General features: G+C 53.6%; 19 protein-coding genes and 3 pseudogenes. 10 read left to right on the top strand and 12 right to left on the bottom strand.

The genetic code is table 11. The annotated features are described in order from the left end of the window. The first annotated feature begins 184 nt into the window (after positions 1-184). Positions 185-700 carry an ATP-binding protein gene (locus tag BLP82_RS12565; protein ID WP_170842303.1) on the top strand — a complete coding sequence of 172 codons (516 nt, stop codon included), beginning with the start codon at positions 185-187 and terminating at the stop codon, positions 698-700. Then, positions 675-1,910 carry a hypothetical protein gene (locus BLP82_RS30450; RefSeq protein ID WP_139197847.1) on the top strand — a complete coding sequence of 412 codons (1,236 nt, stop codon included), beginning with the start codon at positions 675-677 and terminating at the stop codon, positions 1,908-1,910. Before BLP82_RS12565 ends, BLP82_RS30450 begins: the two co-directional genes overlap by 26 nt. Positions 1,911-2,210: 300 nt before the next feature. Here the strand turns inward: BLP82_RS30450 and BLP82_RS31385 are convergent. The 8 genes and pseudogenes from BLP82_RS31385 to BLP82_RS12525 all read right to left on the bottom strand — a co-directional run. Further along, positions 2,211-2,841 (bottom strand): annotated as a pseudogene (locus BLP82_RS31385) (TnsA endonuclease N-terminal domain-containing protein); the annotation flags it as partial. 824 nt (positions 2,842-3,665) lie between these two features. After that, positions 3,666-4,754 carry a hypothetical protein gene (locus tag BLP82_RS12555; protein WP_256576592.1) on the bottom strand — a complete coding sequence of 363 codons (1,089 nt, stop codon included), beginning with the start codon at positions 4,752-4,754 and terminating at the stop codon, positions 3,666-3,668. A 478-nt stretch (positions 4,755-5,232) separates the two neighbouring features. Continuing rightward, positions 5,233-5,988 (bottom strand): IS21-like element ISPsy14 family helper ATPase IstB, encoded by a 756-nt coding sequence (gene istB / locus BLP82_RS12550; RefSeq protein ID WP_092168081.1) that lies wholly within the window; start codon positions 5,986-5,988, stop codon positions 5,233-5,235. Between the two features lie 80 nt (positions 5,989-6,068). Further along, positions 6,069-7,080 (bottom strand): annotated as a pseudogene (locus BLP82_RS12545) (hypothetical protein). 119 nt (positions 7,081-7,199) lie between these two features. After that, positions 7,200-7,409, bottom strand: a pseudogene (locus BLP82_RS12540) (transposase domain-containing protein); the annotation flags it as partial. Positions 7,410-7,628: 219 nt separating this feature from the next. Beyond that, positions 7,629-8,894: an abortive infection family protein gene (locus BLP82_RS12535; RefSeq protein ID WP_092168076.1), complete on the bottom strand. Its 1,266-nt coding sequence runs from the start codon at positions 8,892-8,894 to the stop codon at positions 7,629-7,631. A 217-nt stretch (positions 8,895-9,111) separates the two neighbouring features. Continuing rightward, a complete protein-coding gene (locus tag BLP82_RS12530) occupies positions 9,112-10,830 on the bottom strand; it encodes a UvrD-helicase domain-containing protein (protein ID WP_092168071.1) in 1,719 nt (572 codons plus the stop codon). Continuing rightward, positions 10,827-12,722 (bottom strand): ATP-dependent nuclease, encoded by a 1,896-nt coding sequence (locus BLP82_RS12525; protein ID WP_092168066.1) that lies wholly within the window; start codon positions 12,720-12,722, stop codon positions 10,827-10,829. The genes BLP82_RS12530 and BLP82_RS12525 overlap by 4 nt, the downstream gene beginning before the upstream one ends. Before the next feature lie 451 nt (positions 12,723-13,173). Between BLP82_RS12525 and BLP82_RS12520 the strand changes: the two genes are divergently transcribed. Together BLP82_RS12520 and BLP82_RS12515 are read left to right on the top strand one after the other, a co-directional pair. Further along, entirely contained in the window at positions 13,174-13,842 is a 669-nt protein-coding gene (locus tag BLP82_RS12520) for a hypothetical protein (protein ID WP_218189416.1), read from the top strand. Positions 13,843-14,451: 609 nt separating this feature from the next. Further along, on the top strand, positions 14,452-18,798 hold the full coding sequence (locus BLP82_RS12515; protein ID WP_092168061.1) for an NACHT domain-containing protein: 4,347 nt from the start codon (positions 14,452-14,454) through the stop codon (positions 18,796-18,798). Between the two features lie 190 nt (positions 18,799-18,988). Here BLP82_RS12515 and BLP82_RS30440 read toward each other — a convergent pair whose 3' ends face one another. The 3 genes from BLP82_RS30440 to BLP82_RS12505 all read right to left on the bottom strand — a co-directional run bounded on the left by BLP82_RS30440 (position 18,989) and on the right by BLP82_RS12505 (position 19,941). Then, the gene (locus BLP82_RS30440) at positions 18,989-19,198 is read right to left on the bottom strand and encodes a hypothetical protein (protein WP_139197846.1); all 210 of its coding nucleotides are present in this window, start codon (positions 19,196-19,198) and stop codon (positions 18,989-18,991) included. Between the two features lie 70 nt (positions 19,199-19,268). After that, positions 19,269-19,577: a hypothetical protein gene (locus BLP82_RS12510; RefSeq protein ID WP_092168057.1), complete on the bottom strand. Its 309-nt coding sequence runs from the start codon at positions 19,575-19,577 to the stop codon at positions 19,269-19,271. 106 nt (positions 19,578-19,683) lie between these two features. Next, complete coding sequence (locus BLP82_RS12505; RefSeq protein WP_092168052.1) at positions 19,684-19,941, bottom strand: BPSL0761 family protein; 258 nt, start codon at positions 19,939-19,941, stop codon at positions 19,684-19,686. Positions 19,942-20,279: 338 nt separating this feature from the next. Here BLP82_RS12505 and BLP82_RS12495 point away from each other — a divergent pair, with 338 nt between their 5' ends. Genes BLP82_RS12495 through BLP82_RS12485 form a run of 3 tightly spaced genes read left to right on the top strand, consistent with a single transcriptional unit; the run spans position 20,280 to position 22,336 of the window. Further along, positions 20,280-21,119 (top strand): bis-aminopropyl spermidine synthase family protein, encoded by an 840-nt coding sequence (locus tag BLP82_RS12495; RefSeq protein ID WP_092168043.1) that lies wholly within the window; start codon positions 20,280-20,282, stop codon positions 21,117-21,119. Continuing rightward, a complete protein-coding gene (locus BLP82_RS12490) occupies positions 21,112-21,684 on the top strand; it encodes a hypothetical protein (protein ID WP_092168039.1) in 573 nt (190 codons plus the stop codon). Before BLP82_RS12495 ends, BLP82_RS12490 begins: the two co-directional genes overlap by 8 nt. Positions 21,685-21,700: 16 nt before the next feature. Further along, positions 21,701-22,336, top strand: coding sequence for an ATP-binding protein (locus BLP82_RS12485; RefSeq protein ID WP_092168035.1), 636 nt, complete (start codon positions 21,701-21,703; stop codon positions 22,334-22,336). Here the strand turns inward: BLP82_RS12485 and BLP82_RS12480 are convergent. Beyond that, on the bottom strand, positions 22,287-23,042 hold the full coding sequence (locus BLP82_RS12480) for a hypothetical protein (RefSeq protein ID WP_092168031.1): 756 nt from the start codon (positions 23,040-23,042) through the stop codon (positions 22,287-22,289). The genes BLP82_RS12485 and BLP82_RS12480 overlap by 50 nt on opposite strands. A gap of 464 nt (positions 23,043-23,506) precedes the next feature. Between BLP82_RS12480 and BLP82_RS12470 the strand changes: the two genes are divergently transcribed. From BLP82_RS12470 to BLP82_RS12460, 3 genes are all read left to right on the top strand, one after another. After that, positions 23,507-24,517: a M78 family metallopeptidase domain-containing protein gene (locus BLP82_RS12470; protein WP_092168023.1), complete on the top strand. Its 1,011-nt coding sequence runs from the start codon at positions 23,507-23,509 to the stop codon at positions 24,515-24,517. A gap of 13 nt (positions 24,518-24,530) precedes the next feature. Then, positions 24,531-25,163 carry a hypothetical protein gene (locus BLP82_RS12465; protein ID WP_092168018.1) on the top strand — a complete coding sequence of 211 codons (633 nt, stop codon included), beginning with the start codon at positions 24,531-24,533 and terminating at the stop codon, positions 25,161-25,163. A 460-nt stretch (positions 25,164-25,623) separates the two neighbouring features. Further along, positions 25,624-25,829: transposase (locus BLP82_RS12460; protein WP_170842302.1), on the top strand; the 206-nt coding region annotated here is incomplete at its 3' end.

The raw sequence follows: 25,829 nt of genomic DNA, 5'->3' as shown, positions 1-25,829 counted from the left end.
CAGGTCAGGGATAACACTTTCGTCCTTGTCGAGATGCTGCAGTCGTGGCAGCTGAAGTGCCCAGTCGGTTACGCAGTGCACTTTCCAGACTTCGATCTCGAAAGCTCGCAGATCACCAGCGCATATGTGCCGCTCGACCGGCCTGTCCGACGGTATTCTGACCCTGCAGAAGCATCGTCGAGACGTGCCCACGCGCATCATACAATTGATGGCGCACTGGAAGTCTGCACTGACTACGGCAACCAGGCCAATTTCAGCCGTGAAGTCGATCAATTCCTCGACGCTGTCTGGCCGCGGGAAATACGGGAAGGGTCTCTTTGGCCGCAAGATCGTTGCGGACGGCGAGCTGTGGCTTCGACCAGACGGACAGGCGAATCAGGTGGCCTTGTGCCTCGACACTGATCGGAGTCTGATCGCGGGGTTCTCAGGTAGCGGCAAGACGCTCATTGCGCGTTCTCTTGCCAAGCAGATCGTGGCCCAGAACCTCAAGGTACTTGTCCTTCTAAAGAACCGCCAGACCACGCAGAAGGTGGCCTCTACCCGGCCTCCAGTGGTATCCGTTTTGATACCACCTCAAGCCATCATCAGCTCACCTAACCATCGCAACTTTCAAATCTTGAAATCTATGTCTATACCGATTAATGGCACATTGCCAACAATCAGGGATAGACATCATGAAAGAGATGAAACGAAATATTGAACCACTAAGCAAAGCCGTGGTTATAGCTGTTGGCGCTATGCTCATAGCTGGCTGCCCAAGCAAGTCACTCGAACCAGGCGCTGTTGCTATGCAATGGGCTACAAACGTATCCCAAATGGGCGTGCACCCATTTTACCCCCTAAGGGAAGATGTGTTTCCTGGAGATATCTACTTAGTTCCTGCCCATAGTGCAGGAAATTTAGCATCAAAGAAAATCCCAACTAGATTCTACAAAATCCCTCCTGTCTATCTTGCCTCTCTTAATGTGTGCGATCTTTACAAGGAGATGAAAAAAAGACCACGAATGCCCACCACCACAACATACAAATTAAAGGACAATGATATTACCCCATGGTCACCGCCTGACTTCAAACTCTCACATACTGGCTGCGACTTGGACGGCCAAACTGACTTCGCAATTGGCAGAACCGTATCATTTCCGGCGTTTACATTTGCATCTCTATCTGAATCAAAACTTGGAGCAAATGTAATTACAGGAGGAGTCGGCGCGCTATTTGGAGGAGGCAGAAAAGATCAATATTATGTCACCGTCTCAGTACCAGTTGCCGAATCAATCACTACCCAAAGCACGGACATCTACCGAAAATTCGTGGGCACCTACGACACAAATCCAGCAGACAGTACTAAGGCTGCCGACATCAAAAACTTAATATTGCTTATTAAAAACTCTAACAATAACGCCGGAGGAAGTGAAGTTAGTATTTCCACAGCCCTCGCCTTGATCACTGATGTTTACTACGCTCGTGTTATTGACGTATCAATCTCAGCCTCGGACTCATACTCCGGTCAACTATCCGCCACTGCCCTGTCTCTCATCGAAAGATCTGAGAAACTAAGTAAATTGAGGGACAGCCTGGCAGGCCTGAAAGCGGAGGTTCCAGAGAACAATAAAGTTGAAGAAGCAAGACAGCAGAGCATAAGTGACCTGAATGAACGAATCGCAATTGAAGCTCAAGAAATAGCCGCATTGAGCCAGATGGCCATACCAAACGCACCTGGCATAACAGGTTCAGTTACTAGATCATCAAGCACTGGCGTAACACTGACCCAGGTTCTTCCCAAGCCAGTTGCTATCGGATACCGGGCGATCATGCTCGACGCCAAAGACTTTACAGAGGGGAAATACACGATAATACCAGGCAATAGTGATGTAGGGCCTGCATTTGTGGAGGAACGCGAGGGATCTTAATAATGCGCTAGCCTAGATGTAGGCTTTGCACACTTTTGGGTTCTTGCTAACGGCCCAGTGGCCGATGTTTCCACTGGGCGTTATCACCATGCAATAGTTGATATCCCGCCCTAAAAGACCTGGGCATCGATCTCAAGTGGATATCCCACCAGTATTGCCTCCCCAATATCGCCATCACAGCTACCCCGAGCGTACAGTCGTGGGCCTTTCTGGCCAGGTAAACTTCATTAGGATTAAGTACACCGTCAAAGTCGAGAAATAAAATCAGGGACTTAGCAAGATATTGGCGGTTTCGGTTAAAATTATTTTTCGCCAGGTCAAATAAAGAAAATGTCGCGAGCCTCGCTATACGATATAGATAATCGGTTGCCAATCCTTCTCAAACTCCCTGAGGTTGACCAGGGGCAAACCTTTATGGACTCAAGACCCTCGATAAATTCCGAATGCAGCGAGACATCCATCAGGGCGCGAGGCAATTTTTCATGTTTGCGAAGGAATGCAAGGTTTTGGATCAAGTCGGGCGTAAACAGCTCCTCCGTTATAATGCCCCATCTACGCCCTGGCTTATCCAGAATTACCTCTCAACCTCTAACTTCTCCAAAGTGCGAGCACGGTCTTTGCCTTGGAGGTCTTGTTGATATTTGATTGTCCTAGCAACCGTCTTAAGGTCTCCGTTTGGCAGCTTAACAGTTAGCAGAAAGTCAGTGGTCATTACCAGCGGAACAGAGGTGGATTTTTACTTTGGGTGCCGAACACCGATAGCTCTGGCGATCGCCTGGGTGCTTTCCAACGGCAGCAGGGGATACTGCTCGCGAGTATCTACGACGTTCTCTGAAAACTCACAGACTAGAAAGTACGCTCGTTCGAGGCCGGAGAGGAGGTGATGAATTCGATCAATCTTAACGCCTTGGATTTTCCAGGAACGCCCCATCGAAGGGACATCCTGAACACGCAACCAAGGCACATAGTCAGCTCCGGTGCCTGCTCCAAAACCATTGGCGATGTGCCGTTCGATATCCTGATTTGAAGCAAACCTACGACCACGCCCCCTTCCTCCTCGTCAGTCCGTCCGGACCGCTCCCTTCATTCAGCAAGAGAATAGTTCTAGGAAAACACTGGCTACCAAGCCCCCATGTCGAAGGGCCTTCCAGACCACCCCTGCTAAAAAATGACGCGGCTGTCCCTGACGAACGGCCTAGCCCATAAAAAAGAAAACCCCTTTTGATACATTGGCTTACGAGTTGTGCAAGGCTTTAATAGCGCGTGCCTGACTTTATTATTTTGCGTCAATCTTTATTCCGAACAGCCACGCTGAATTTAGAGAATTAAAACTGTCGTACCCAGGGACGACAAGGCTTTTATGTACATTTCACAGCCCGACGGCTGGTCAGCCGCCGGGCTGTGAATCATCAACGAGGGATGTAGTAGGCAACAAGGCCAATGGTCATCAACCAGACGTGGGTTGAACTGTCGACTGGCGTGTCATCTGGGAAAGGATCATGGTGAACATGGCCGATTCTCCGGCCAGGGGAAAGATCAAGGTCGGAATTGACTGATGACTGTCCTGACTTTGTATTTAGTGGTGTTGATCACCGAGTTGACGAATGCGGACGAAAAATACCTTGACTGAGCCTGAGCACTTCTAGCTGCCTCGATATGATTCTTCCATTTAGCCCATGCCACCTCTAAGAAATCTTAAAGAGTTTCGCACCTCACAACGTCTTGTTGAGCAGGTGATTAGAGCCAAAAGCGGGGTCAATTTACTAGAGTGCTGTCTCCGAATATCCAGTCTTGATACTGTTCGTCGGTAGCAGGTACGGGCTTATATTCACACCGCACTCGCATGAACCTGGTCGGTATCTCGGCTGTCTTTTCAAAAAAATCAGCAAAGTCGAAAGCTCTCAGCTTATACGGCGCAACCAACACCGCTTCTTGAGTGGAGCCTAAAAACACCACTGGTGTGTTGAGTGCGACGTTGCTGCACTCGTGTGAATAGTTGAAGTCCAGCGCGTGAGCCATCAAGTAAACCTTCTCAGGCACTCTGGAGTCGGCAATTTGATCATGCGACCACCCCCAACCAAAGTAAAGAATAACGCCCGAAACGAAAACGGAAAGCACGGAGGAGAGTGGCGGAAAATAATCGGCCTCGCCCTTCAGTTTGCCTTTTACCCAACCTGCACTGACGAAAATATGGACAATCGATAGCACCAGGGCAGTGAATAGAACAAACGGCAAAACAAGCTTAATTACCAACAGCCCAGTCGTGAACGCCATGGTAATGGGGAAAGCAGAGGCGTCGACATGGAAGACGCCGTTGACATACCCCGCAGCTTTTCCGCGCGAGTACACAACTACGCCGGACAGAATTACTGAGACGAGAAATTTGGTACTTGCGAAGCTAAACAAAGATCGAAAAACAGCTGAGCGTTCAAGTGACACACATATAAAAATCGTACAAAAAACGACGGCCCACAGGCGAAATGCCACGGTATGCTCTCGTATCCAATCTGAGTCACTATCTGCCGAACGAGTGACTGCAAGAATTACTCCGATGAGTCCCACAACGCTAAGCGCCCAACTCAACTCGTAACGGCGCTTGTCTTCTGCGAAGCCTTGTTTAGCCAGCCATCCAGATAATTGTCTGTGGATCTCCCTTACGTAGAATTTCAAGGTCTTTTGGTTCCGCGACAAATCCAGCTCGCCACCCCGCAGTTCTTCGGCGATAGATTCAATATGCTTTTCAATTTTCCGGGTCATCTTTTTTACGATTTCTAGTTTTGTGAAAACGGAGAGTGTGTAGTGGTCAACTAATTTCGGACACTGCGTTAAGTTTTTCTCGGCCACAGCGGGCGCCAACCCGCAGCTTGTTGATAGGGGTATCTAGAAGCGCCTGGCTGGAAGCGAGCCGGTTGACATTATGCCCATCGGGTCTATCAAACAACTGATCTGCCAAGCTCTTTACCTCTGCGGCTCGGAAGCTTCTCGGTATCGATGCGTTTCCGATACGAAATCGATAAATGCCACTGCTGCGGCAACCGCAAAGCGCAAAGCGGCAAGGTGTGATTGCGGGACGCTTACCGCCGATAAGCGGAAAACCCAAAAATAGTGGTTGCGCGGCCATTTTCGGTTAATATTTTCTGAGTGTTCGGCGCACATTTTAAGAAAATCTTGGCGCGGTTAAGAAAATCTAGCCAACGACAGGGGAAAAAATGGGAAATCTAGTGGGTTACGCCCATTAGATTGCGCATTCCACGCCATCCGGCCACCTATTCCACGCTCATCCGGCCGGGCAGTCGGAGCGCAGCGACGCAGGTTTGCATTGTTAGTCTGAAGTCTCTGTCGCCGTCAATTTCGTTGCGCGTCTGCGCATCGATTCGCCCTTCAGTTCGATCCGATAAGCGTTGTGCACCAGCCGGTCGAGGATCGCATCGCCCAAGGTTGGATCGCCGATCAGCGCATGCCATTTGTCCACCGGCATTTGGCTGGTCACCAGCGTCGAGCGGTTGCTGTAACGGTCGTCCAGCAGTTCAAGCATGTCGCGCCGTTGCGCAGCGGTAAACGGCGCCAAGCCCCAGTCGTCCAGGATCAGCAAGTCGGTCTTGGCATAACCCGCCATCAGTTTCGCGAAGCGGCCGTCGCCGTGGGCCAGGCCTAGTTCTTCCATCAAGCGCGGCAAGCGCAGATAACGCACGCTGTAACCGTCGCGGCAGGCCTTATGAGCCAGTGCGCAGGCGAGCCAGGTTTTGCCTACGCCAGTTGGGCCGCCGATGATCAGGTTCAGGCCGTCGCGCAGCCACTGGCCGCCACCCAGTTGCAGGATCAGAGATTTGTCCAGGCCGCGCGGGCTGCGGTAGTCGATGTCTTCCAGGCAGGCGTTATGGCGCAGTCGTGCGGCCTTGAGGCGAGTAGTCAGGCGTGCGTCTTCGCGCTCGGTCAGCTCGCGGTCGACCATCAGGCCGAGGCGTTCGTCGAAGCTGAGATCGTTGATGTCGGGGGTTGCGTGTTGTTCGCCAAGCGCCTTGATCATGCCGTGCAGGCGTAGGATTTGCAGCTTGTCGAGGGTCGGGTTAGGCAGCATGCCTCGTGCTCCTTTTTCAGTCAGTGGTAGTAGCCAGGGCCGCGCAGATTGATATGTTCTTCGGGCAGTAACGGCAGGTTTTACTGGGCCAGCGGTAGCCGCTCCAAGCCTTGGCGCAGGATCGATTCGAGGCTCTTGTAACTGCATGCGCCTAGGGCCAGCGCACGTTGGCAAGCGGCTTCCAGCCGCTCTTCGCCGTGCTGCTTGCCCAGCGCAGGATGCCCAGGCAGGCGCGGAAGCCGTGCTGCGGGTGGATTCGGCGTTCGAGGATGTAGGCGATGACGCCGGCCGTATTCGGGCCTGTCTGCTCTGCCCAGCGGATCAGCCGTTGCGGCGTCCATTCGGCGTGTTCGCGATGGCTCTTGGGCATGTGCTCGGTTTGGGTCGTGTAGCGGCCTTTATGCTGCGAGCGCAGATGGCTGGCCACGCGTTGGTTGGCGTGGAAGCACTCCACGGTTTGCGCGGTGAGCCGCACTTCGAGTTGGTGCTTCACCAGCTGATACGGCACCGAGTAGTAATGGCCGTCGACCTCGACGTGCCCAGCCAGTCGGGCAGTTTCTGCGACCAGGTGGCCTCGGCGAAGGTGTAGCTGGAGGCGCCCAGCACGGCGACGAAGATCTGCGTTTGGCGGATTTCGCCGGTCTGCCGGTCGATGACTGGCACCGTTTGGCCGGCATAGTCGACGAACAGCTTTTCACCTGCACGATGTTCCTGACGCATGACCACGTCGACCTTGGCGGCCCAGAGCCGGTAGTGCTCGCAGAACCAGCTGTATTGGAAGCCTTGCGGATGGGCGAGTCGATATTCTTGCCAAAGCAGGGCCAGGGTTACGCCGGGGCGGCGCAACTCTGCGTGGACATGAGTCCAGTCCGGCATCGGACGTTGATCGCTGGGGACGTCGGGTGGTGGCGGAAAAAGACGCTGCTGCAACTGCGCCTCGCTCGCCGCACACGGCCAAGTCAGCCCGCTGGCAGCAAAGCGATTGAGGTACTCACCGATAGTTGCGCGACCCACCTGCAAGCTGACAGCGATCTGGCGAGCAGATGGGCCGACCTCAAACTTGAGACGTAGCACTTCCTTAATTTTACGCATGGATAACCGCTCCACGACGACCTCTCTGCTTCGATAAAAGAGGTCGATGGTAGTGAATTAATCCTGCGTTGCTGCCTGCCTTGTGGGTGGCCGGATGCCCGTGGAATCCGCACATTAGATCAATGCGATGGAGCTACCCACTGGTGCGGCAGCAACTGTCCAATTTCACTGGCCCTCTGTGTCGGCAACCGCGTAAGCACATCCTTGAGATAGCCATACGGGTCATGCCCGTTCAGGCGTGCCTACTGAATCAGGCTCATAATTGCCGCAGCCCGTTTTCCGCTGCGCAACGACCCTGCGAAGAGCCAGTTTTTGCGTCCAAGCGCCCATAGTATTGGCGTTAGCGCCAAATTGACCCAGTTGCCGAGATATCACTGACCCGGGCAGACTCCTCGATAACCACTACTTTTACTGGATTTGTGTTGACTTGAGGGTGGGTTAATCGCAGGTCAGCACGTGGGTCAATTCAGCGTTGGCGTTAACATGGAAGCAAGCAGATCAGGGCTAATGCCCTTCGGGCCCATCAAACGACTGCTCTGCCAAGCTCTTCACCTCTCCTGCTCGGAAGCTTCTCGGTATCGATGCGTTTCCGACACGAAATCGATAAATGCCACTGCTGCGGCAACCGCAAGCCGAGCATGCCTGGGCTGCAGCCCGCGATGTTGGCCGTCCTTGCCATGTCCGGTACCGTACAAACCCCTCAACTGCGTGAGATTGCTGGTCAACTGAGTGAGGTTGCGGAGGATATTCTTGATGTTTTCAGCGCCCTTAGCTGCTTCACTGACTCCGTCGGGAACCAACTGCAATGCTTTGGTAACCTTCTTTGTCAGATTGCCTAGGTCATCGGCCTTGGTGAACGGAATTTCTCGTTTCGTGAGAATGGATTTGCAGCAGCTTTCCACCAGTTCTTTGGCTGTCCCGATCGCCAATTCGGGGTCCGAATCGACTGCATATTCCAGACGTTCAATTTGCTTCGCCATCCATCCGGCGCTCAGCGCTTCGACAACAACTCTCGCTCGCATGACCGACCTGGTTGCGTTCGCTTCTGTCGAAGCGCTGCTTATCAACCGGTAGGAAAAGCGCGGGCGGCCGGCGATTTGCTGCTCCTGGTACAACTCCCAGCCGGCGTTCTGGAGTTGATCGTTGAAATGCTCAACGAGCTTAATCGCTTCTCCTCGTTGGGGGCGAACTACGGGGTGCACCGTTTCGCAGAGAAACCGGAGAAATGCCTCAGCGCTCCCATCGAAGAGGTTGAATCGGGGGTCGCTGAAGACCCAGTCATCCTCCCAGTCATCGTTGTTGTAGCGATGTTGCCAAATGTCGCCGACGGCGTCTTTGTAGCGATTGTCCGTGGAAGGAAGGGTTTCGAGCTCATACAGGCGACTCAGAAACTCAACATCATTGAGCTCCCCATACCACTTTACGTTCTCTAGACGTAGCCCATCCGTGATGTTTTGCCGCACCGATTTCGGTAGGTTGGAAGACTTCCCGGAACGCCAATCCACCTGATACTCACGTGCAGGCACGATCAGCGCCGAGTACGCGTCGCTTTGCTCGTGCTCAGTTACCGTCCTTAGCGCGGTTGTGATCCTTTCCTGGAGCTGGACCCGTTTGACCCCGAGCTTGGCGTACTCCAAAGCAGGAATGATGAAGTGGACTTCCCAATAGTTGGTGCCGCCATTCCAGTTGTCGTTGCCTGTCAGTTCCGCATTCGCAGGATGACCGCGGACTACCTCCGCCGCCTCATCAGCACCCTCTGCGCGGAGAACCGCGTATACCGTCGCCAAAAGCGGCTCAATTTCGGTTTGCTCCATACGGCCCCCAATCCAGATAACTGAAAGTCATCGTAGCTAGCAGGACGGGCCATCTGCTATCAAAAACTAGATATGTTGGTAAAAAAGCTAAACTTGAGGTATGCCCAGCAAACTAGGGGCCATTTACATGCCTTTCACTTTTCAGCCCTTTCCATACATTCCCTGAACCTGCAAGCGTGCCTTGATGCCCATCTGAGCAATACCGCTTGATTCTGGGCTACTTGCTGGCAGGAAACTCTTCAAAACCAGCGGCAACCAGACTCGGGCGAAGTGCTTTCAAGCAAGTATGTGGCACGGCCAGCCAGAACAGGTTCCGCGCTCTGGTCACGGCGACATAGCCGATGCGACCTTCCTCCGTAAGGGTACCGGCAAGCAAGGCGTCAACATTCGGCCTTTTGGTTACGTACAGAACCGCACCGATAGACTCGCCCTTCACTTGGTGGATGGTTTCCACTCTAATCCCGGGGCTCCGATCTTTCTCCTCTACCGCACCAGTTAGGGGAAGGTCCAACAACCCGGTTTTAGCCAGCTTGTTGCCCAGCTTGTCTGCAGCCTTCAACCCAAATTGCCCTTCGGTGGTCGAAAGAAGCTTTTTGAGATTGGTCAGTAATTGGGGATGCCACTCGGTTTTAGCCAAAAGCGTAGATGAAGGTAGCCCGGCCTCAGCGTCGCGGATGAAACCCCACAGCAGTCGTCTAAGCCCAAACATCCATGCATCCTGCGGGGCACCCTGAAGGTGAGTACTGAGGCCATGCGGTGGCTTATCCATCAAACCCTCCACCGCTCGGCACACAAGCTTGAAGCAATCTTGATAGCGGCCTTGCTGGTCTCGGACCAATGCTGCTTTGGTGAAAAGAGCGACCGTACCTTGACCTGGGGGAGCAGCTTTGCCGGATAGCACTGCCGCCCGGTCAGTCCCCCGGCTGAGGATCACCGCATCTTGATATTGCATGCCCAAGTCATCAATTTGCGCTTTGAACGATTCAAAAAGCTTAGGAAGCTCGGAGTCCTTGTATCCGACGAAGTACGCCCCCCCGTTTTCAGGCTCCCGATCGGCCTCATCCTCGCGGCCACAGAGTGAATTAGCGATGCTGATGATTGGAGGCAGTGAACGATAATTGCGCGAGAGCTTGTAGTCATTCACCCCCGCACGGTTGTAATAGGTGCTCAGGAATGAACCGTCAGCTCCTGCGAAGCCGTAAATGCCCTGGTTTACGTCACCGATGAGCGAGACTTGAACTCCAGCCTTGATGAGCAATTCCAAAATAGCCTGATGCAAGGTGCCCAGATCCTGGGACTCATCGACCAAAATCTGCGGGTAGCGGGCGGCAAGCGCTCGCAATACTGCTGGTTGCCCGATCAACGTACGGTACACCCAATACCGGCCAAGCTCGTGCGTGTAGGCCCCAATGCGGCCCAGACGCCTGATCGCATCTAATGCCTTAGCGGTATCGAGTTTCACCAAATCATCGTGAGTACCGGTGAAGAAGTAGAAGTTCCCATGCTCCAGGCCCACTTTGACGTCTTTGATGGGGGTCGGACGTCCTTCCTCAGGCCAGTACCTAAAGTTGGCCAGGAACGGCTCTGTACCGGACACGAGGTACGCGGCTTGGTCTGAGGACATTGTCCGGTAAGCGTGGGGACGCAGCACATGCTGGGTGAAGAAACCGTCGAGCGTGTCCACCTCTACGCGCTTGCGGTTAGCGTCGTCTGGAAGGTCTGAAGCGAGCTGGGCATAGCCTTTGTTGAAGGTATTGACCGCAACATTAGAGAAAGACAAAAGGACAACCCGACCCCGACTATTTTCCATTTTTTGCCGGACGGCAATCAGACGCCTGATCGCTGTTGCCGTCTTGCCGCTACCTGCGCAGGCCGTGACTGCGATAGGTCCTAGAGGCGCGTTGATTATGTCCTTCTGCTCATCGGAGAGCTTCATGGTTTGATCGCTCCCTGGCAGACATGCTCAATCGCTTTGCGGAGATAGTCAGGTACTTCGCACTTTGGCGTGCTAGCAATCTGTTCAGCCAAAGCCTGGGCAAACCGCCCCTTTTGCAGATTACCGCTACTCGCTTTACGCTCGAACATGCCACAAAACAGCGCCTTTGCCTTCGCGGTGTTGTCTGGCTGAGCATCGACAATCTTGCGTAGCGCTGCCGAAATGATCGGATGAGGGTCAGCCAAGGCCTTGAGCATCGAGTCGCGGTTCGCCTCAAGCAATGCAAGGTCGTATTCCAGCGTTTTCAAACCGTGGAACACTTTGACGAAAGCGTCTTCCGATTTCTTCATCTTGACGGTGTTGCTCGATAGCCTCACTTCGTCTCCCAGCGACGGGTAGACTTCTTTCCGTTTTAGCTTCTTCTTTTTCTTGGCAGGCTCAGCTAACGGATCATCCGCGTCAGGACCATCGGCGACAGGGGCATCCGTTTCTTCGAGATACGCAGCCTCGGCAAGAATGTCTTCGATGTCACCTGCATCCAGCGCACCTTCCGCAAGCTCGTTGGCCTCTTCCTCCTCGAAAGGATCGGCGTCTGTTACGACGGCAACCGGGATCCGAAGTCCGTTTTCACCGAACAAGGGTAGGAAAGAATCGAAATTGAGTCCTTCGACACTGATCAGGCTGACCCCGAACTCTCGCAGGTCCAGCCCCATGAGCGTGGCCAGAGCATCGACGAGCATGAGCTCGGCGGCGCCTTCCACGAATATTACCCGGCGAGCAAAAAAAAGTTCGGCTCGGGTCACGTCCAGATAGCGCTCCAGCTTTTCGCGTTTGCCCTTACCGAACTTGATGTCGCGCGGGAAGAAGGTCTCTACGCCGGCATCGTTCTCAACCAAACACACCAGGGATTCGAGCTTAGAGTTGCTGGCAAAATTGGGGGAGTGACTGGTGACGAACAGCTGCACCGCCTTTTCACCTTCGCTCGTTGGCACGCCTGCGAGGTAGCGCAACAACACGCGCTGCAGCTGAGGATGCAAATGGGCTTCCGGCTCTTCAACAATCAAGCTGCGATACGCGGCGTCCGGATTCTTGGCCAGCTCGCTTAGCACTACCGCCATGAAAATCAGGTTGTTGAAACCCAGGCCATTCTGCTCAATTTCCATTGCTTGAGCCGTGAGGGAAAGCCGAGCAGATAATCGCTGAAAGTCCGTCGCGCTAAGCCCAACAGAGAGTGTCTGTGCCAATTGATCGCCCATCATCAGGCCGTGTCGGGACGAAATCGCGGTATGGGTGTGCTGGATCGCTTCGGTCTGTTGGAGCTTTTCGTCCAGTTCCTTCAATGCTTGGTTAATCGCGTCACGGCCTGGTTCATCCGTGAGCATGTGAAGCAGGCGTGCCAGCTGGCTGTTGCGGCTGGGTCGAAGTCCCTGAGCGGCATCCCGCAGGGGTTGGAGATAAACGCCCCTGAGGTTTTCCATCATGTCTGAGGTAAGGGCCACGTCCTGATGATCGCCACACCAACGTTTTACCCTGAAGCGTCCTGTCTGATCTGCGTCGGTATAGCGGACATGGATATGGACTTCCATGGTCTTATCAGCTGCAGGCTTGAGCGCAGCGATAAAGTCTGCTTCATCATCGTGGCTTAAATCACGAAAGACAAAATGGAAGGAAATGTCGCCAGCCGGCTCGCCTTCAAGCGGACGGTGCCGGTCGGCGACATCAAGGCGGGGATACGGTTCGTCATGACCTGCGAGAAGGGTCCGAAGCGCATCCACTACAGCGCTTTTGCCAACATTGTTTGGACCTACCAGCACATTCAACCCAGGCTGAAATTTCAGCTTGGCGTCACGTAGCTTGCGGAAATTCTTAATAGTCAGCTCAGCGAGGTACATGAAAGTCTCCATCCGTGTTGTGCGGATAAGAGCCTATATGAGCTGAAGTGCGCAATAGGGCTTCCACTCTACGACTTCCAAGGTCCGCTATAGATGAAGGCGATCGTGCCCTAAGGTGCGAAAAAGGATGCTACCCCCACCGAGCCATGCCCCTCTTCCCACACCCTACACCCAGCAGCACGACGAGCACACTGAGTACGCCGAGTACAGTCAGCACAACTGAGCACCGAAAATCAAAAATAAAATCATGAAATTCATAAGATTATAAATATTTAATGCGCGATATCGCGCAACTCGATTATCTGAACTAGCTTCATATCAGGAATTTGAGTGGTCTGTAACGTTCATTCACGTGCATAGAAATGCGCGATATGAGCGTGTAATGACGGTTTGCCATCGTCAACAGATGCCCTGAAACTGGACTCAACAGAAAACGGATAAGGGCTGCACAATGGCCAACGCAAAACAGTCAGCAAAACGCCGCTTAACGATGGCGGAACGTGCCCAGCAACTGATGCTGGTCCACTTTCCCAACATTCCCGATGCGTTGAAATGGACGCGAAAAACCCACGACGGCTTTAGCACGATTCCACGAACCCTGCCCATTGCCATGCAGATTATTGACGCCGACTCGAAGGGGCAGCCTGCCGGGCACGTGCTGTTTTGTCTATGGGCGCGTATGCCCGATCATCCGGTCATAACGATCGAGAACCCCAGCACGTTTGCGGCTGAAGCCGGGTTTCTCGGGGAACGGGCCGTGGACACCTGGCGCCGCCGGATGAAGAAGCTCCGGGAGCTAAACTTCATCATGACCAAGCCTGGCGCTTCCGGTGAATTTCATTACGTGATGCTCACTAATCCTAACGCTGCGGTCGAGTGGATGCGCGGCCACGGCAAGGTTCAGGATGGCCTTTATAGCCGCTTCATCGAGCGACTTCCTGAGATCGGTGCCTATGGCGACATAGAAGCGCTCCATGCCTATTGGGCTGCGCTCAAAGAAGCGGAAAGGGTGGCTGCTGAAGTTGCTAAGCAGGCATCGAGCCCCTCCGTATTGGACGAGCCGGCCCCCGCTCCACCAACCAAACCAAAGCGGGCCAGGAGGACGAATGCTAATGCGTAGGAGAGAACGGGGCGCTAAGTGCTAATCACCCACCTCGGCGCCCTCAAAAATAAAGTCCTGGACTAACTGAGGGTCGAATCTGACTGGTCAGGGATGTGGTGGTGCAACGCTTAGCTGATCGATACAACCTAGAGGAGGCCGAAAATGCAGTTACTAAGGAGAAGAGTCGCGGGCGCTGAGTGCCAATCCACCCACCTCGGCGCCCTCAAAAATAAAGCCCTGGACCAGCTGAGGGTCGAGTCTTGACTGGTCAGGGCTGTGGTGGTGCAAGGTTAGGGGGACTAGACCTCGCAAGGAGTCTAGCACCCCTTTTATCTTTTCACGGCGGGGAGAAGTCCTTTGAATTCTCACAGATTAACGAACACTGGTTGGATATCAGTATCTGGCTCGTGGTTGTACCCTATTGATCGTAATAAGAGCCACAGCTGATACTCACCCCTCGTCCCCTGTTGCCACCGAGGATGGCTGTTTGAGAGGAAGTGATACGAGAGGGCTCCAATACCTCCTCTGGCGCCCCGCTACGCAGATTCTCGCGATTCGTGCATGCTCTATGGCTAGACCACTCTTGGCGCTTATCGCCAAAATTCAACGGACGAAGCAGGCTTTTCCATGAGCGGACTCGCAGACGAACACATCCCCATTGCTCGCACTTTTCATGAGATTGAGGTGAAAGCCAAAGATTCCGACGAGTCGGACATTTCTCAATGGTTTTCTGGTACGGGAAAACTTCGCTGGCCAGAGCTGCTGAACGAACACCGAGTCATTTTGCTATCCGAAGCAGGCTCAGGGAAAACCGCTGAAATCCGTCACATCACCAGGACCCTTCGTGCTGAGGGCAAACATGCTTTCTTCATGCGTATAGAAAATATTCGTCCGCAGATCGAGGAAGCGTTCGACGAAGGATGTTATGAAGAGTTTATCGACTGGGTTGATAGCGGAAAGCAAGGCTGGCTGTTCCTCGACTCAGTAGATGAGGCAAAGCTGCACGACCCGCGAGATTTTGAGCGCGCCATAAGGGCAATTGCAAAACAGCTCAAAACCGTTCTTCCGAGAGTTCACATTGTCATCACTGGCCGTGCAACTGCATGGCGTGTGAAAACAGACCTACTTCTCTGTGAAACGCTGTTCCCCTCCCCACTGGCTCATCGAGTTCCTGAAGAAGGCACGAGTGTTGGCGAAATAGGCGAATCAGCCACAGAGCGCCCCAGCGGCTCGCTCGGTTCTTCAAGTGTTTTCAAGATAGTAGCCCTGGACGATCTGCACGATGATCAGATTGACCAGTTTTTGCAGGCAAAAAACGTCAATAACATTAAGGTGTTCAAAGATGCTGTGGCGCGAAAGGAAGCATGGAGACTGACTACCCGCCCCATTGATCTGACAGAACTGATTGAGTTCTGGAAAGCAAACGAGCGCATTGGGACAAGCTCCGAGCTGATGCAGAACAGCATCGACCGTAGACTGAAGGAGCATGATTCAAACCGCGATGACCTACTTCCGATAACGCCTGATCAATTGAGAAAAGGGGCTCGCCTGCTAGCAGCTGGCGCTACCTTGGGACAAAGCTCGTCCATCGTACTGCCAGACATAGAGATTCAAATCAAAGGAATCCAGGCCGCTGACGTTCTGCCAGACTGGACGTCCAAAGATGTCAAAACGCTGCTGAGCAGGCCCATCTTCGAACCAGGTATTTACGGAGCGGTACGCTTTCACCACCGATCAGTACGAGAGTATTTGACAGCAGAATGGCTGCATAAACTGATCATGAATAATGCCTCGCGACTACGGGTCGAAAACCTTTTCTTCCGTAGTCAGTACGACATAGAAGTAGTCATTCCAACGATGCGGCCAGTACTGAGCTGGCTCGCTGTCATGGATACTCGAATCCTTGAGCGAGTACGCCGCGTAGCTCCGGAAGTTGTGTTTGAAGGTGGGGATCCTAGCCTGCTACACAAAGACGTCAGGATCGAAATCTTGCGGCAAGTATGTGCCGAGCTCGTCTCTGACTCAGGCAGTCGCTCATTGATTGACTCGACGTCAGCACGAAGATTCGCCAGCGCAGATCTCGCCGACGAGATAAATGCGTTGCTCGAACAATATCGCGACCACGAGACAGTAAGTTGGTTTCTGCTGATGATGGTCTGGCAGGGAGAAGTTGCAGGCTGCTTGGCCCAAGCCAAGATCTTCGCATGTGAATCTCGGGACAAGCACACTCGACTGGCCGCGATCTCCGCACTGGAAGCTCTGGACGCGAAGCTTGAGCTGGAGGAAGTCCGCAACAGGTTTCTCGAAGAGTCTCCTGAGCTGGATCGCAGCTGGCTCGCTGAACTGATCGGTGGGCTACCAGTAACCGAACCTTCCGTAACATGGCTCTTGTCAGCCGCCGAACGTGCCGCACCCGAGGAGCGTTACCACCCCGACAGCCTTAGTAGAGTGCTGGTGAGCCATGTAAAGGGATGGCCTTCTCACCTAGTTGGAGCTCTAGCCGAGGGCTACTACGCGTTACTAAAAACACCTCCAGTTGATGACACATACCTAGCCCAAATTTCAATACGCTATGAATGGCTGATCCAGCCAGCTGCCAGTGCAATTTCTCAGATGGTGCTGGCGCGTACTGAGCTATGCCTAGAACCCGAGATGCTTTCTCTGCTCAGGATGATCCCAGCAGCGGACAAATCAAACGAACACGATATCCAGCCGCTGGTGCATTCCCTTCGAAGCGACATCGCCGATTGGCCGGCGCTTAACCATGCGATGTTTTGGCACGATGTTCGCGAATGCAGGATTCGGAACGTGAACGGCCGCAACGATGGCATTGTGAACTTTCATCAAGTGGGTATTTTCGGCTGTTTGTGGAGCTTGCAAGCAATCGGTTTTTCCACCCTATGTGATGACATAATTTCTCGCCCACTGCCAGACGACCGGCTTGTAGGGCTTTCGGCGGCGTGGACTCTTTACCAGGCCGCAGATAGGCCCGGGGCTCGGCTCAAGGATCTAAAACGCGTTACAGCGGGGAATCCATCCCTCGAAGCAATGCTCACTAACTACTTGAATCCCCCCGAAGATGAAATGGCGAAATTCCTCCAGCGAGAGTCAGAATGGAAGAAAAAGGCTGAGAGGGAAAAGAGTCGGCGCGAAGTGCAGGCGACCGACTGGAAAAATAGACTGAGATCAAACACAGAGTCGCTCCGCAACCCGCCTGTTCTCGGACAGATTACAAATGGGCAGCTATATCTGTTGGATCAAATGCGACAAAACTCGAATACCCATACCCACTGGAGCGACGCCAACTGGGAAAGCCTGATACCTGAATTTGGCAAGGACGTTGCCCTGGCATTCCGGGATGGCGCAATCAATTTTTGGAGGAGCTACTCGCCTCAATTACGCTCCGAAGGAGCATCCCCAAACAGTATCCCTCACACAGTTATATTCGGGCTGACTGGTCTGTTGATTGAATCACAGCAACCACAGGCCATGCTGGGCCTCTCGGACGACGAAGCGAAGTTGGCTACGCGCTACGCCATGCATGAATTGAATGGCTTTCCGAGCTGGCTGCCCTCGCTTTTTGCATCTCACCCCAATTCGGTAATCGAGATCGTGTTGAACGAGATTGATTATGAGCTCACCAGGCCGGCCGAAGGAGCAGAAAATAGTTACGTCTTGTACGACGTGAGCTGGAGCGGAGAATGGCTGTGGCCCGCTTTAGCATCTTTGATCATTCCTTACATGCGCAAGAAAGACCGCAACATCTCTCAGCTCAGGCAGCTGCTAAGCATTGCCCAGGGATCGCCGCTCGATGATTCTGAGCTGGCCTCGCTGGCTGCGCGAAAAGCTCGGGCCAGTACTGAAAGCGTATTTGCAGCTGTGTGGTTTGCAACATGGGTAGGGGTAGCGCCGCGTCCGGGCCTGGCAGCTGTTTCGGCCCACTTAGCCGCAATGACATCGGCACAGGAGCAAACTAGCTTTTCGACGAACTTTATCACCACTCTCGTCGGAGGTAGGTTTGAGAAACGCTGCGCGCGCCAAGGATTCAGAACTGTTTCAATCATGAGCGACCTGTTCCTGCTCATGCAGCGCTACATCAGAGAGGAAGAGGACATTAATCGTGCGAACTCAGGAGTTTATTCGCCAGGGGAGAGAGACGCCGCTCAGGACGCCCGCAACGCTTTGCTTTCTTTCATCCGAGAGACACCTGGCAAAGACGCCTTCCTCGCCCTGATACATATTTCACAGAGTCACCCAGTGCAGAGTGCCCGACAGTGGATCGCAAGACAGGCTAAAGACAAAGCCACCCTTGATGCTGACTCCGTTCCATGGTCAGCAGCACAGCTGTTGGAATTCCACAGCGGCCTGGAACGAACCCCAAATAATGATCGAGAGCTGTGGGAGCTAGCCGTCGACCGATTGCTCGACCTGAAACATGATCTTGAAGACAGCGACACGAGTAATGCGAGTATCCTGCAAAAATCGAATCAAGAAACCGAAATCCGAAATTACATAGGCGGGTGGCTAAGAGACCACGCTCGAAATCGCTACTCCGCCCCTCAAGAAGAGGAGTTTTCAGACGCGAAAAGGGCTGACCTACGAATCCACGGGCACACGTTCGACGGTCAGATACCTGTGGAGCTCAAACTTGCTGACAACTGGTCAGGTGCGCAGCTACAGGAGCGCCTGGAAAATCAACTTTGTGGCGACTACATGCGTGATCGACGTTCGAGTTACGGTGTCTTTCTTCTAGTGTATCAAGGTACCCGATCCAGAAAGTCCTGGACGGCATTACCCAACAAGCAGCGGCTGCCCTTTGACAAGCTTGCGGACGCTCTTCAGAACGCCTGGATGGGCTTCGCTCACCAATTTCCTAACGTAAATGGCATTAGGATCATTGGGATTGATCTCACTAAACGAGGCGTGGATGCGAAGACAGCATCACTCCAGCGTAGGGCAAAAACCGGCAAATAGCTGTGAGAAAACCTCGACCGTCTATGCATACCTCATGGGGCGGAAGGCGGAAGCCACTTAGGGCTACACTGCAAGACGTTTCAGCTCAACGGTCTTCGGCCCATGACTAGTCGCGAGCTACTCAAACCGACGCAAAAGCTCATGTGCCAGCGGAGAAAATGACGGGACTTAGAGAAGCAACGCGCAGCGGTCATTTCTGATCGTCATGACCTTTTGACAATCCCTCAGCAGCCCTTCGACTTCCAGCGAGTATCCCAATAGGTTCGTCAACCTCCGCCTGTGCCGCAGCGTGGATAAAACGCCCAACATCGGGTTTAGAAGCCAGGGTGGCCCTGGCTTCTTTGATGAACTGATCTTGCATCTGCCACTTATCTGTTCTGACCTTACGACGTCCCTTCATTTTCTAACTCGCAGGCCGAATTCACTAGGGCTAGTTTATCAGTTCGAAGATGCCTCGCCAGTCGCCCGTATCAGCGACCTGACTCCTTAAAAAAGTCGTCCCTAGCAACGAGACCAAGATCGCTGGAGTGTTCCGGCGGATCATCGCTGAACATGTGTTCCGCTCGCCGTTGCTCCTTGAGATTTGCCAAGGCCTGGAAGAAGCAATGTTCACAGAGATGGATCTCGTACCGCTCCCCATCATGCAGAGTGCCACTTCCCCAGTGCGCTTGTAGCGTTCCGAACTGGTATCCGCCTTCCTCGATGCGCGTTGAGGTGCCACATACGTCGCACTTCACATCGGTAACGCTCTCCACCTCTACTGGCCCAGTGATCTTCATTGCCGGGATCTCCATAAGCGGTTGCTGGCTGAGGAAGGGGCTGGCAGCAACGCCTCATGGCGCCGCCAGTGACCCGCTGGCCATTCAGTTTTAGGCTGTAAGAGGTTCATTCATCAAGATTCGAGCTGAACAACTCAGGGTATCCGCTGATTGCCAACTCGCGCCGAGGATCACCAGGCTGCGTCGAATGAATGACCTCATCAAGCCACGCTGCGTGGAGCAGCAACCTGGGCTCCGGGTAATGGCGAAGCAGCCGCGCTGCCTCAATGCGGAAAGGCTCAGGAATCAGCTGACTTTTCGAAAGCTCGCGCAGGAAATCTCCCGTCTGAATCACACAGCGGGTACGCTCCACCGGCATCGTCATTTGCGCACTCCCACAATAATCGCGCGGGCCATTACTGTAGCCTTGCCTCAAGCAAGACCTTGTCTGTTGCGTGCTGATCGAAGCTCCCACGCCACTCTGGCCAGTTTAGGGTCAGAGAAAGAGCTATCTGCCTCTTCAAACGCTTATTGTCCGAACAAGAATGCGCTTCTTTGCTCGGCCCAGGCCATTTGCCGATCAGCGGTCGACCAATCGCGTAAATATCCCCAGCGATGATCTTCCAAGACAATGGATCCATACTATTCTTGAGCTAGCCCTTGGCCAGCACTCAATGCTCGCCGGTTGCCAAGGAGGCAGAGCAGTGACACAAGGAGACGAATGTGAAATTCGATTTACGGCGTGCCATCAATAGCATCTCTGACATAGTAATGAATCGCCCAGCACCACTACGGGAATTTGATCAGATCTACATGAAAGTGGCCGACATGGTCATTCAGGCTGAGTACGTTGCCCGGGTCTTCGATGGTAAGAAGGTGGTCTTTGTCGGTGATGGCGACGGCATCGCTCTCTCAGCAGCTCATTTGAAGGCACAAGGGGTAGTGGACTATGGACCATCATCTATCACGCTGCTCGATTTCGATGAGCGCATCGTCAATTCTGTCCGGCGGTTCGGAGAAAAGCTGGCGGATAAAGTTCATATCACTGCCGAGCTGTATAACGTCGCCGATCCATTGCCAAGTCACCACTTTGGAGCTTACGACGGGTTCCACATCAACCCGCCATGGGGCGCCAGTAATGATGGTCAGAGTGTCACGGCCTTTTTGGAGCGCGGCAGCCAGGCTACCAATGCGAAAGGTTTGGGGATCGTCGTCATTGCAGACGACCCGGGGCTCGCCTGGACACAGGAAGTGCTTCGAGACACACAGAAAAGAGCAATAGAACTCGGTTATGTCGTAGCGGAGATGCTCCCACAGTTACACCTTTATCACTTGGATGACGCACCCGACCTGCGTTCATGCTCCTGTCTGTTTCGAAGGGTTGAACCCAGACTGATGGAGAAATCGTCCGAGAAGCTCTCCACAGCGCGTCTTCGCAATTTTTACGGCAAGAACAACCCCCTCACTTATCAGTACGTGCGCGAGATACCGACACTCAACGTGGCGAAAGAAGCGGATCAGCGATATACCCTCGAACAGTACAAGGAGGTACCAGATGCCTAATCCAATAGAGAATGGCCAAGGCGTGATCTTCATGAAGGTTGGCCTTCATGCCTCCGAAACGTTTGAAGACATCGTGCGCCGGAAAAAAAGAGAGTACGAAGAAGCCGGGTCGATCTTCTGGGGCTATGGCGGCAGCTCATGCCATCCAACGACGATGGTTCAGCCTTTCGGTAAGTCCATGGCACAGGCCGGTAAGCAGTTGCTCATCATCATGAACGAGATGAATTCCAAACACTCAGCTCCGCCTGTCGCCGCCTCTCAATATTCAGAGGATGGAGTTGACTGGCAGGCAGTCCCTCAGGGCATCGAAGTGCGGGGTTCACGATTCGCTTTGGTGCTGGATAACTTGGAAATGGCCGAATTCGAGGTCAATCTGAAGGAGTTTGAGGTCGGCTTGGGGCAATCCCGAGGGAAGCTCGCTTCAGAATACATCAAAGGTCAGAACGACAAAGGCTGCCTGATTTACAACGAATTGGACATTCCACCACCACCGGAACAGCGCATCATCAAACAAATCGGTTTAGTAGCCAGGGTGAAAGAACCGTTTGCCGTGTTCCTTCGGTAATTCAGGGAGCATAGAGATGGGAAAGGTCATCTACCTGACAGGAGCGCCGGCGACTGGGAAATCAACCCTGACTGCCCGTGTTGCCGCTCATGCAAAGGATATAGAGGTGTTCACGTACAGCCTGGAGCTTGCACGGGTCACGTCATCGCGAATCGGAAAACTGACGCAGAGCGACATGCGAGAGCAGTCCGCCAAAATCATAACCAGAGAAGACGTCGCGCTTGTCGACGAGCAACTAATCGAAAGGGCCGCCTCGTTCAGACAGCGGGATGGATTCCTAGTGATTGACTCGCATCCAGTGACGATTGAGGAGTTTGGCTACAGGGTTACGCCGTTTACTAAAGGGATGCTGTCCCGACTATCTCCAGACGTTATCACCTGCCTGTACGCGGATGCAGCTACCCTAGAGGCTCGTATCAAAGCGGACGCTGCGGGACGGCCGCTGCCATCGCCTGCCGACCTGAGTCGTCACGTCGACCTGCAGTGCCAAGTAGCTTGGACCTATGCGTTTGAAACAGGCGCTTCCCTTTACTTCCTAGACGCCTCGCTACCTGCGCACGAGGTGATGGCAAACTTCATGAAGGTCGCAAAAATCCCAGATATCACGCTGTCGCAGGCAAGCCCTGATCCATACCGAACAAATCGAGAGTAAAGGGCGTACGGCTTTCAGGCTTGCGCTTGCTGCGCAAACGAGCAACTAGACGCTCCCAATCGGCGAGGTTTCCCGAAGCTGATATCACGCCAATATCTTGGACATCTGTTCTAGAGAGCAACTCGGGATTCGATAGCTGAACCGAGTACGGCGCTTCCATATCAGCAACGAAGCTTACGGAGTATTTCTTGGCCACGTTGCCGGTGAGGGCATATTCAGCGTTGCGGACCACGGCAGTTACTTGGGAGGCACCCAACGACTTGTCACTTGAGAAGTTACGTAGAAATGCTGCGGTCACTTCAAGCTCAGTTTTCGCCGCCAGAGAAGCGGCCGACTTGCATATCAGGGCGTAATGGCTGGTCTTGCGTCGCCCAGACGGCAGGTCAGCACGGCTCGTGACCAACACGTGCTCAGGCAGGGCGTGGTGCTTCCCGGCGCTGTCGACCCAGCTGTTCCATACGAAGACATCTCCTGGCGTGACATCAATGTCCTTAGCCTTACTGGCCATAGGCGAAAATACCACTTTCATGTCGCCATCAATCAACGCGGCAGCATCCCGAGCATTTTCGCCGAGTGATTGCCCAATTCCCCAGAAGAACAGCCCATCGCCCAACTGACGCTCCCAGTCTTTGCGGCGAATGATGAGGTCGAGGCCTTCGCCTGACTCAACGCCCATTTTGGTCCAGCAGAAAGTTGAAGGGAGCATGCGGGTGATTCCTTGGGTGGTTACACCGAGAGTGTACCAAACGGCCTATTCACTTTCAATTCAAACAAGACTATATTGAATAACCTGAATAACTTACCCATGAAAAATGCTTACGATGAGCTGCTCACTGTTCTCAGAAAGGATACGCGGAGCGATGGTCAGATTGCCCGGGATAGTGGGGTTTCTCAACCTACGATCTGGAGGCTTCGCAACAAGCCAACCGGTCGTCGGCGAGCAAGCGATCAATTCAATAAGCTGTGTCGATTCTATGGCTTAACTGAATTACCCAAGCTGAGTCCTACGGGATCATTGGAGACAGAGCTCAAGGGTGCGATAATGACATTATGGGATGGCTCAGATGAGCATGCCCGGGCGCTGATTAAAGTACTCCGTAGCCTCAAGGCACTTGATGTACGAAATCACTCGACGCCTGAGGGCTAAGAGCAACACTAAGGGAGGTCGAAATGCCGGCAACACAAATCGACCGAATATTCGGGGTACTGGAGTCTGCAGGCTACCCACGAGAATTCCAGCATTCCCTGCTCCCTGACTGGGTGACTCCTGACGTGTTACAGGACTCAGGAGCGACTCTTGAGGTTGCGTCCATTCTGGCTAAACGCTTGGGCCTCCGGGTCAGCCCTCTGGTCTCAGAGTCACCTGGGCTTGAAGATCTGCGCCGACGCGATGTGAAATACAAACGTTCGATTCCAAATCGCTCCCGCAATCTGAGTGCAGCGACCTCCTTGGCGATGTTTGCGGCCGAATCAGCAGCTTACGCCACGCCCGTACCCTACACGCCGTTTCCCAGAGATCCTCTGGAACTGCGTGCGGAGATACTCAAGCACGAGCCCGGTAAGTGGCTGGGGTTGCGGAATTTGCTTCAAGCTTGTTGGCGACACGGTGTGCCAGTCATCTATCTCGATCATGTCGGTGACGGACTGCCCAAAATGGATGGGATGGTCACTCATGTCGAGGGCCGTCCCGTCATCATTCTCTCCAAGAAAAGCACTTCCTGGGCTTGGCAGTCATTCATCATCTCCCACGAGATCGGTCACTGTGCTCTTGGGCATATTGAACCGGACGAAATCCTGATCGACGAGACATTAGGTACCGAGTCCTACGCGATGGACGACCCCGATGAAGACGAGCAAGCGGCAGACCGATTTGCAATCACAATGCTGAATGGTCGCGAAAACGCTACCTACGGGGCAGAGGGTAAGCGCGCAAGCGCTGGGGGACTCGTGGAAGCTGCCATGGCTTACGGGACCGCTCATCAGGTGGACCCGGGGCACATCGTGCTCAATTACGCCAAGCATAATGATGCATGGCCGATGGCGATCGCAGCTCTCAACATGATGCAAGTTGGACTTGAACCAGCAGGCAAGATCGTCAACGACCTTGCGTGGCGTTGCCTTAGGGAAAACGTGCTTCCCAGCGACACTGCGGCGTTACTCCACCGCGTTATGCCTGCTTGAAAAGGATTTCGCAATGGCGCTCAAACTCTTCGTCGACAACGATGTGATCTTGAAGCTGGCTCAATACGAAATTCTTGAACACCTAACCGCACTTTTTACAGGTCCGGTTGATCTGATCGCACTGGATTCTGCAAAGTACAAGCTGCTTCCAAAACGGAATCGCCTGGAGTTGTGCAAAACAGAGGTGGTCGCCAGCCGAGTGCAGGCATTTCTGGACACCGCGATCCCAGCCTCGTCAGAGCCTGTTGACGTTGAACTCCTTGAGAGACTGAACGGCTCGCCCGGTATTGATACCGGGGAGGCACTTCTCTTCGCGGCGGCCGCCAGCGCGGATAACGCAAGAGTGCTCACTGGTGATAAACGAGCACTTACCGGACTCGGCGAGCTACTAGACACCCATTGTGCTCAGCTCTTAGCTGGCAAGATAATCATGCTGGAAGCGCTCCTTCAAGGTTTCACCCAAATCGATCCCGGGCATACCCAGTACGTTGTTCGATTAAACCCAACGGTCGACAAGGCGCTCACTAATGTTTTTGGCGTTTCCGCACCGGCCTCAGTTGATAGTGTTTTGGCCGGGCTGGAATCGTACAAAGGGCATGTGAAGAAAGCACTTGGGAATCTGCTGAGCAATGGTCCACCGTTCTAGCTGAATCAACCGTTCGCGCTATACCTGCATGGAGCAATTACCCATTCAGCGATTCAACTCGCTGATAATACTGGGCTATCAAGTACAAACCTCCATCTAGATAACCGCCGTTACTCCGTTTACCTGGGCTTCTTAGGGTGCTGGGGGCCCGGTTGCGAATCCATGTACTGGTGGAACGCTCGCATCAAATCTTCATCCGTAGCTTTTGGAACCGGTGAACGACGAGTTTTTCTCGCAGCAGCTTTCTCCTCGGGGACAAGGATTTTGTTTAATACTGACCGCTCCGCTGGGGTGGTTGAGGAGTCGAAAGCGCGCGCCTGAACACGCTTGTCGGATCGTGTCCCAGGAAGTGGTGTAACTGAACCAACCGAAGGCGCCCTGTGGGCGAAAGAGGATGGTCATCGTGGTTCTTGGCTAACGTTGAGTTTGCGAAGACCAAACACTCACCAGAGAAACCACGATGACCAAGCCCACTATCGCATTGACCGAGTTGGTTGAGAAAGGGGCAGATGCTGATCTGCTCAAGCAAATGATCCAGTTCGTTGCCCAGCGCATGATGGAGTTCGATGTCGAAGGCCTGTGCGGCGCCGGCTTCGATGTCAAAAGCCCAGACCGGACAAACAGCCGCAACGGCTACCGTGATCGCCTCTGGCAAACCCGTGCCGG

Source organism: Pseudomonas sp. NFACC37-1 (assembly GCF_900101575.1).
GTDB lineage: Bacteria > Pseudomonadota > Gammaproteobacteria > Pseudomonadales > Pseudomonadaceae > Aquipseudomonas > Aquipseudomonas fluorescens_AA.
The sequence above is the reverse complement of the archived record's forward strand: the minus strand, read 5'-3'. Positions and strand labels throughout refer to the sequence as shown.

Bases quoted from the DNA above. Each gene is read 5' to 3' on its own strand.
- BLP82_RS30450 (WP_139197847.1), top strand. From the start codon at position 675: ATGAAAGAGATGAAACGAAATATTGAACCACTAAGCAAAGCCGTGGTT.
- istB (WP_092168081.1), bottom strand. From the start codon at position 5,988: ATGCTGCCTAACCCGACCCTCGACAAGCTGCAAATCCTACGCCTGCAC.
- BLP82_RS12535 (WP_092168076.1), bottom strand. From the start codon at position 8,894: ATGGAGCAAACCGAAATTGAGCCGCTTTTGGCGACGGTATACGCGGTT.
- BLP82_RS12530 (WP_092168071.1), bottom strand. From the start codon at position 10,830: ATGAAGCTCTCCGATGAGCAGAAGGACATAATCAACGCGCCTCTAGGA.
- BLP82_RS12525 (WP_092168066.1), bottom strand. From the start codon at position 12,722: ATGTACCTCGCTGAGCTGACTATTAAGAATTTCCGCAAGCTACGTGAC.
- BLP82_RS12520 (WP_218189416.1), top strand. From the start codon at position 13,174: ATGGCCAACGCAAAACAGTCAGCAAAACGCCGCTTAACGATGGCGGAA.
- BLP82_RS12515 (WP_092168061.1), top strand. From the start codon at position 14,452: ATGAGCGGACTCGCAGACGAACACATCCCCATTGCTCGCACTTTTCAT.
- BLP82_RS30440 (WP_139197846.1), bottom strand. From the start codon at position 19,198: ATGAAGGGACGTCGTAAGGTCAGAACAGATAAGTGGCAGATGCAAGAT.
- BLP82_RS12510 (WP_092168057.1), bottom strand. From the start codon at position 19,577: ATGAAGATCACTGGGCCAGTAGAGGTGGAGAGCGTTACCGATGTGAAG.
- BLP82_RS12505 (WP_092168052.1), bottom strand. From the start codon at position 19,941: ATGACGATGCCGGTGGAGCGTACCCGCTGTGTGATTCAGACGGGAGAT.
- BLP82_RS12490 (WP_092168039.1), top strand. From the start codon at position 21,112: ATGCCTAATCCAATAGAGAATGGCCAAGGCGTGATCTTCATGAAGGTT.
- BLP82_RS12485 (WP_092168035.1), top strand. From the start codon at position 21,701: ATGGGAAAGGTCATCTACCTGACAGGAGCGCCGGCGACTGGGAAATCA.
- BLP82_RS12480 (WP_092168031.1), bottom strand. From the start codon at position 23,042: ATGCTCCCTTCAACTTTCTGCTGGACCAAAATGGGCGTTGAGTCAGGC.
- BLP82_RS12470 (WP_092168023.1), top strand. From the start codon at position 23,507: ATGCCGGCAACACAAATCGACCGAATATTCGGGGTACTGGAGTCTGCA.
- BLP82_RS12465 (WP_092168018.1), top strand. From the start codon at position 24,531: ATGGCGCTCAAACTCTTCGTCGACAACGATGTGATCTTGAAGCTGGCT.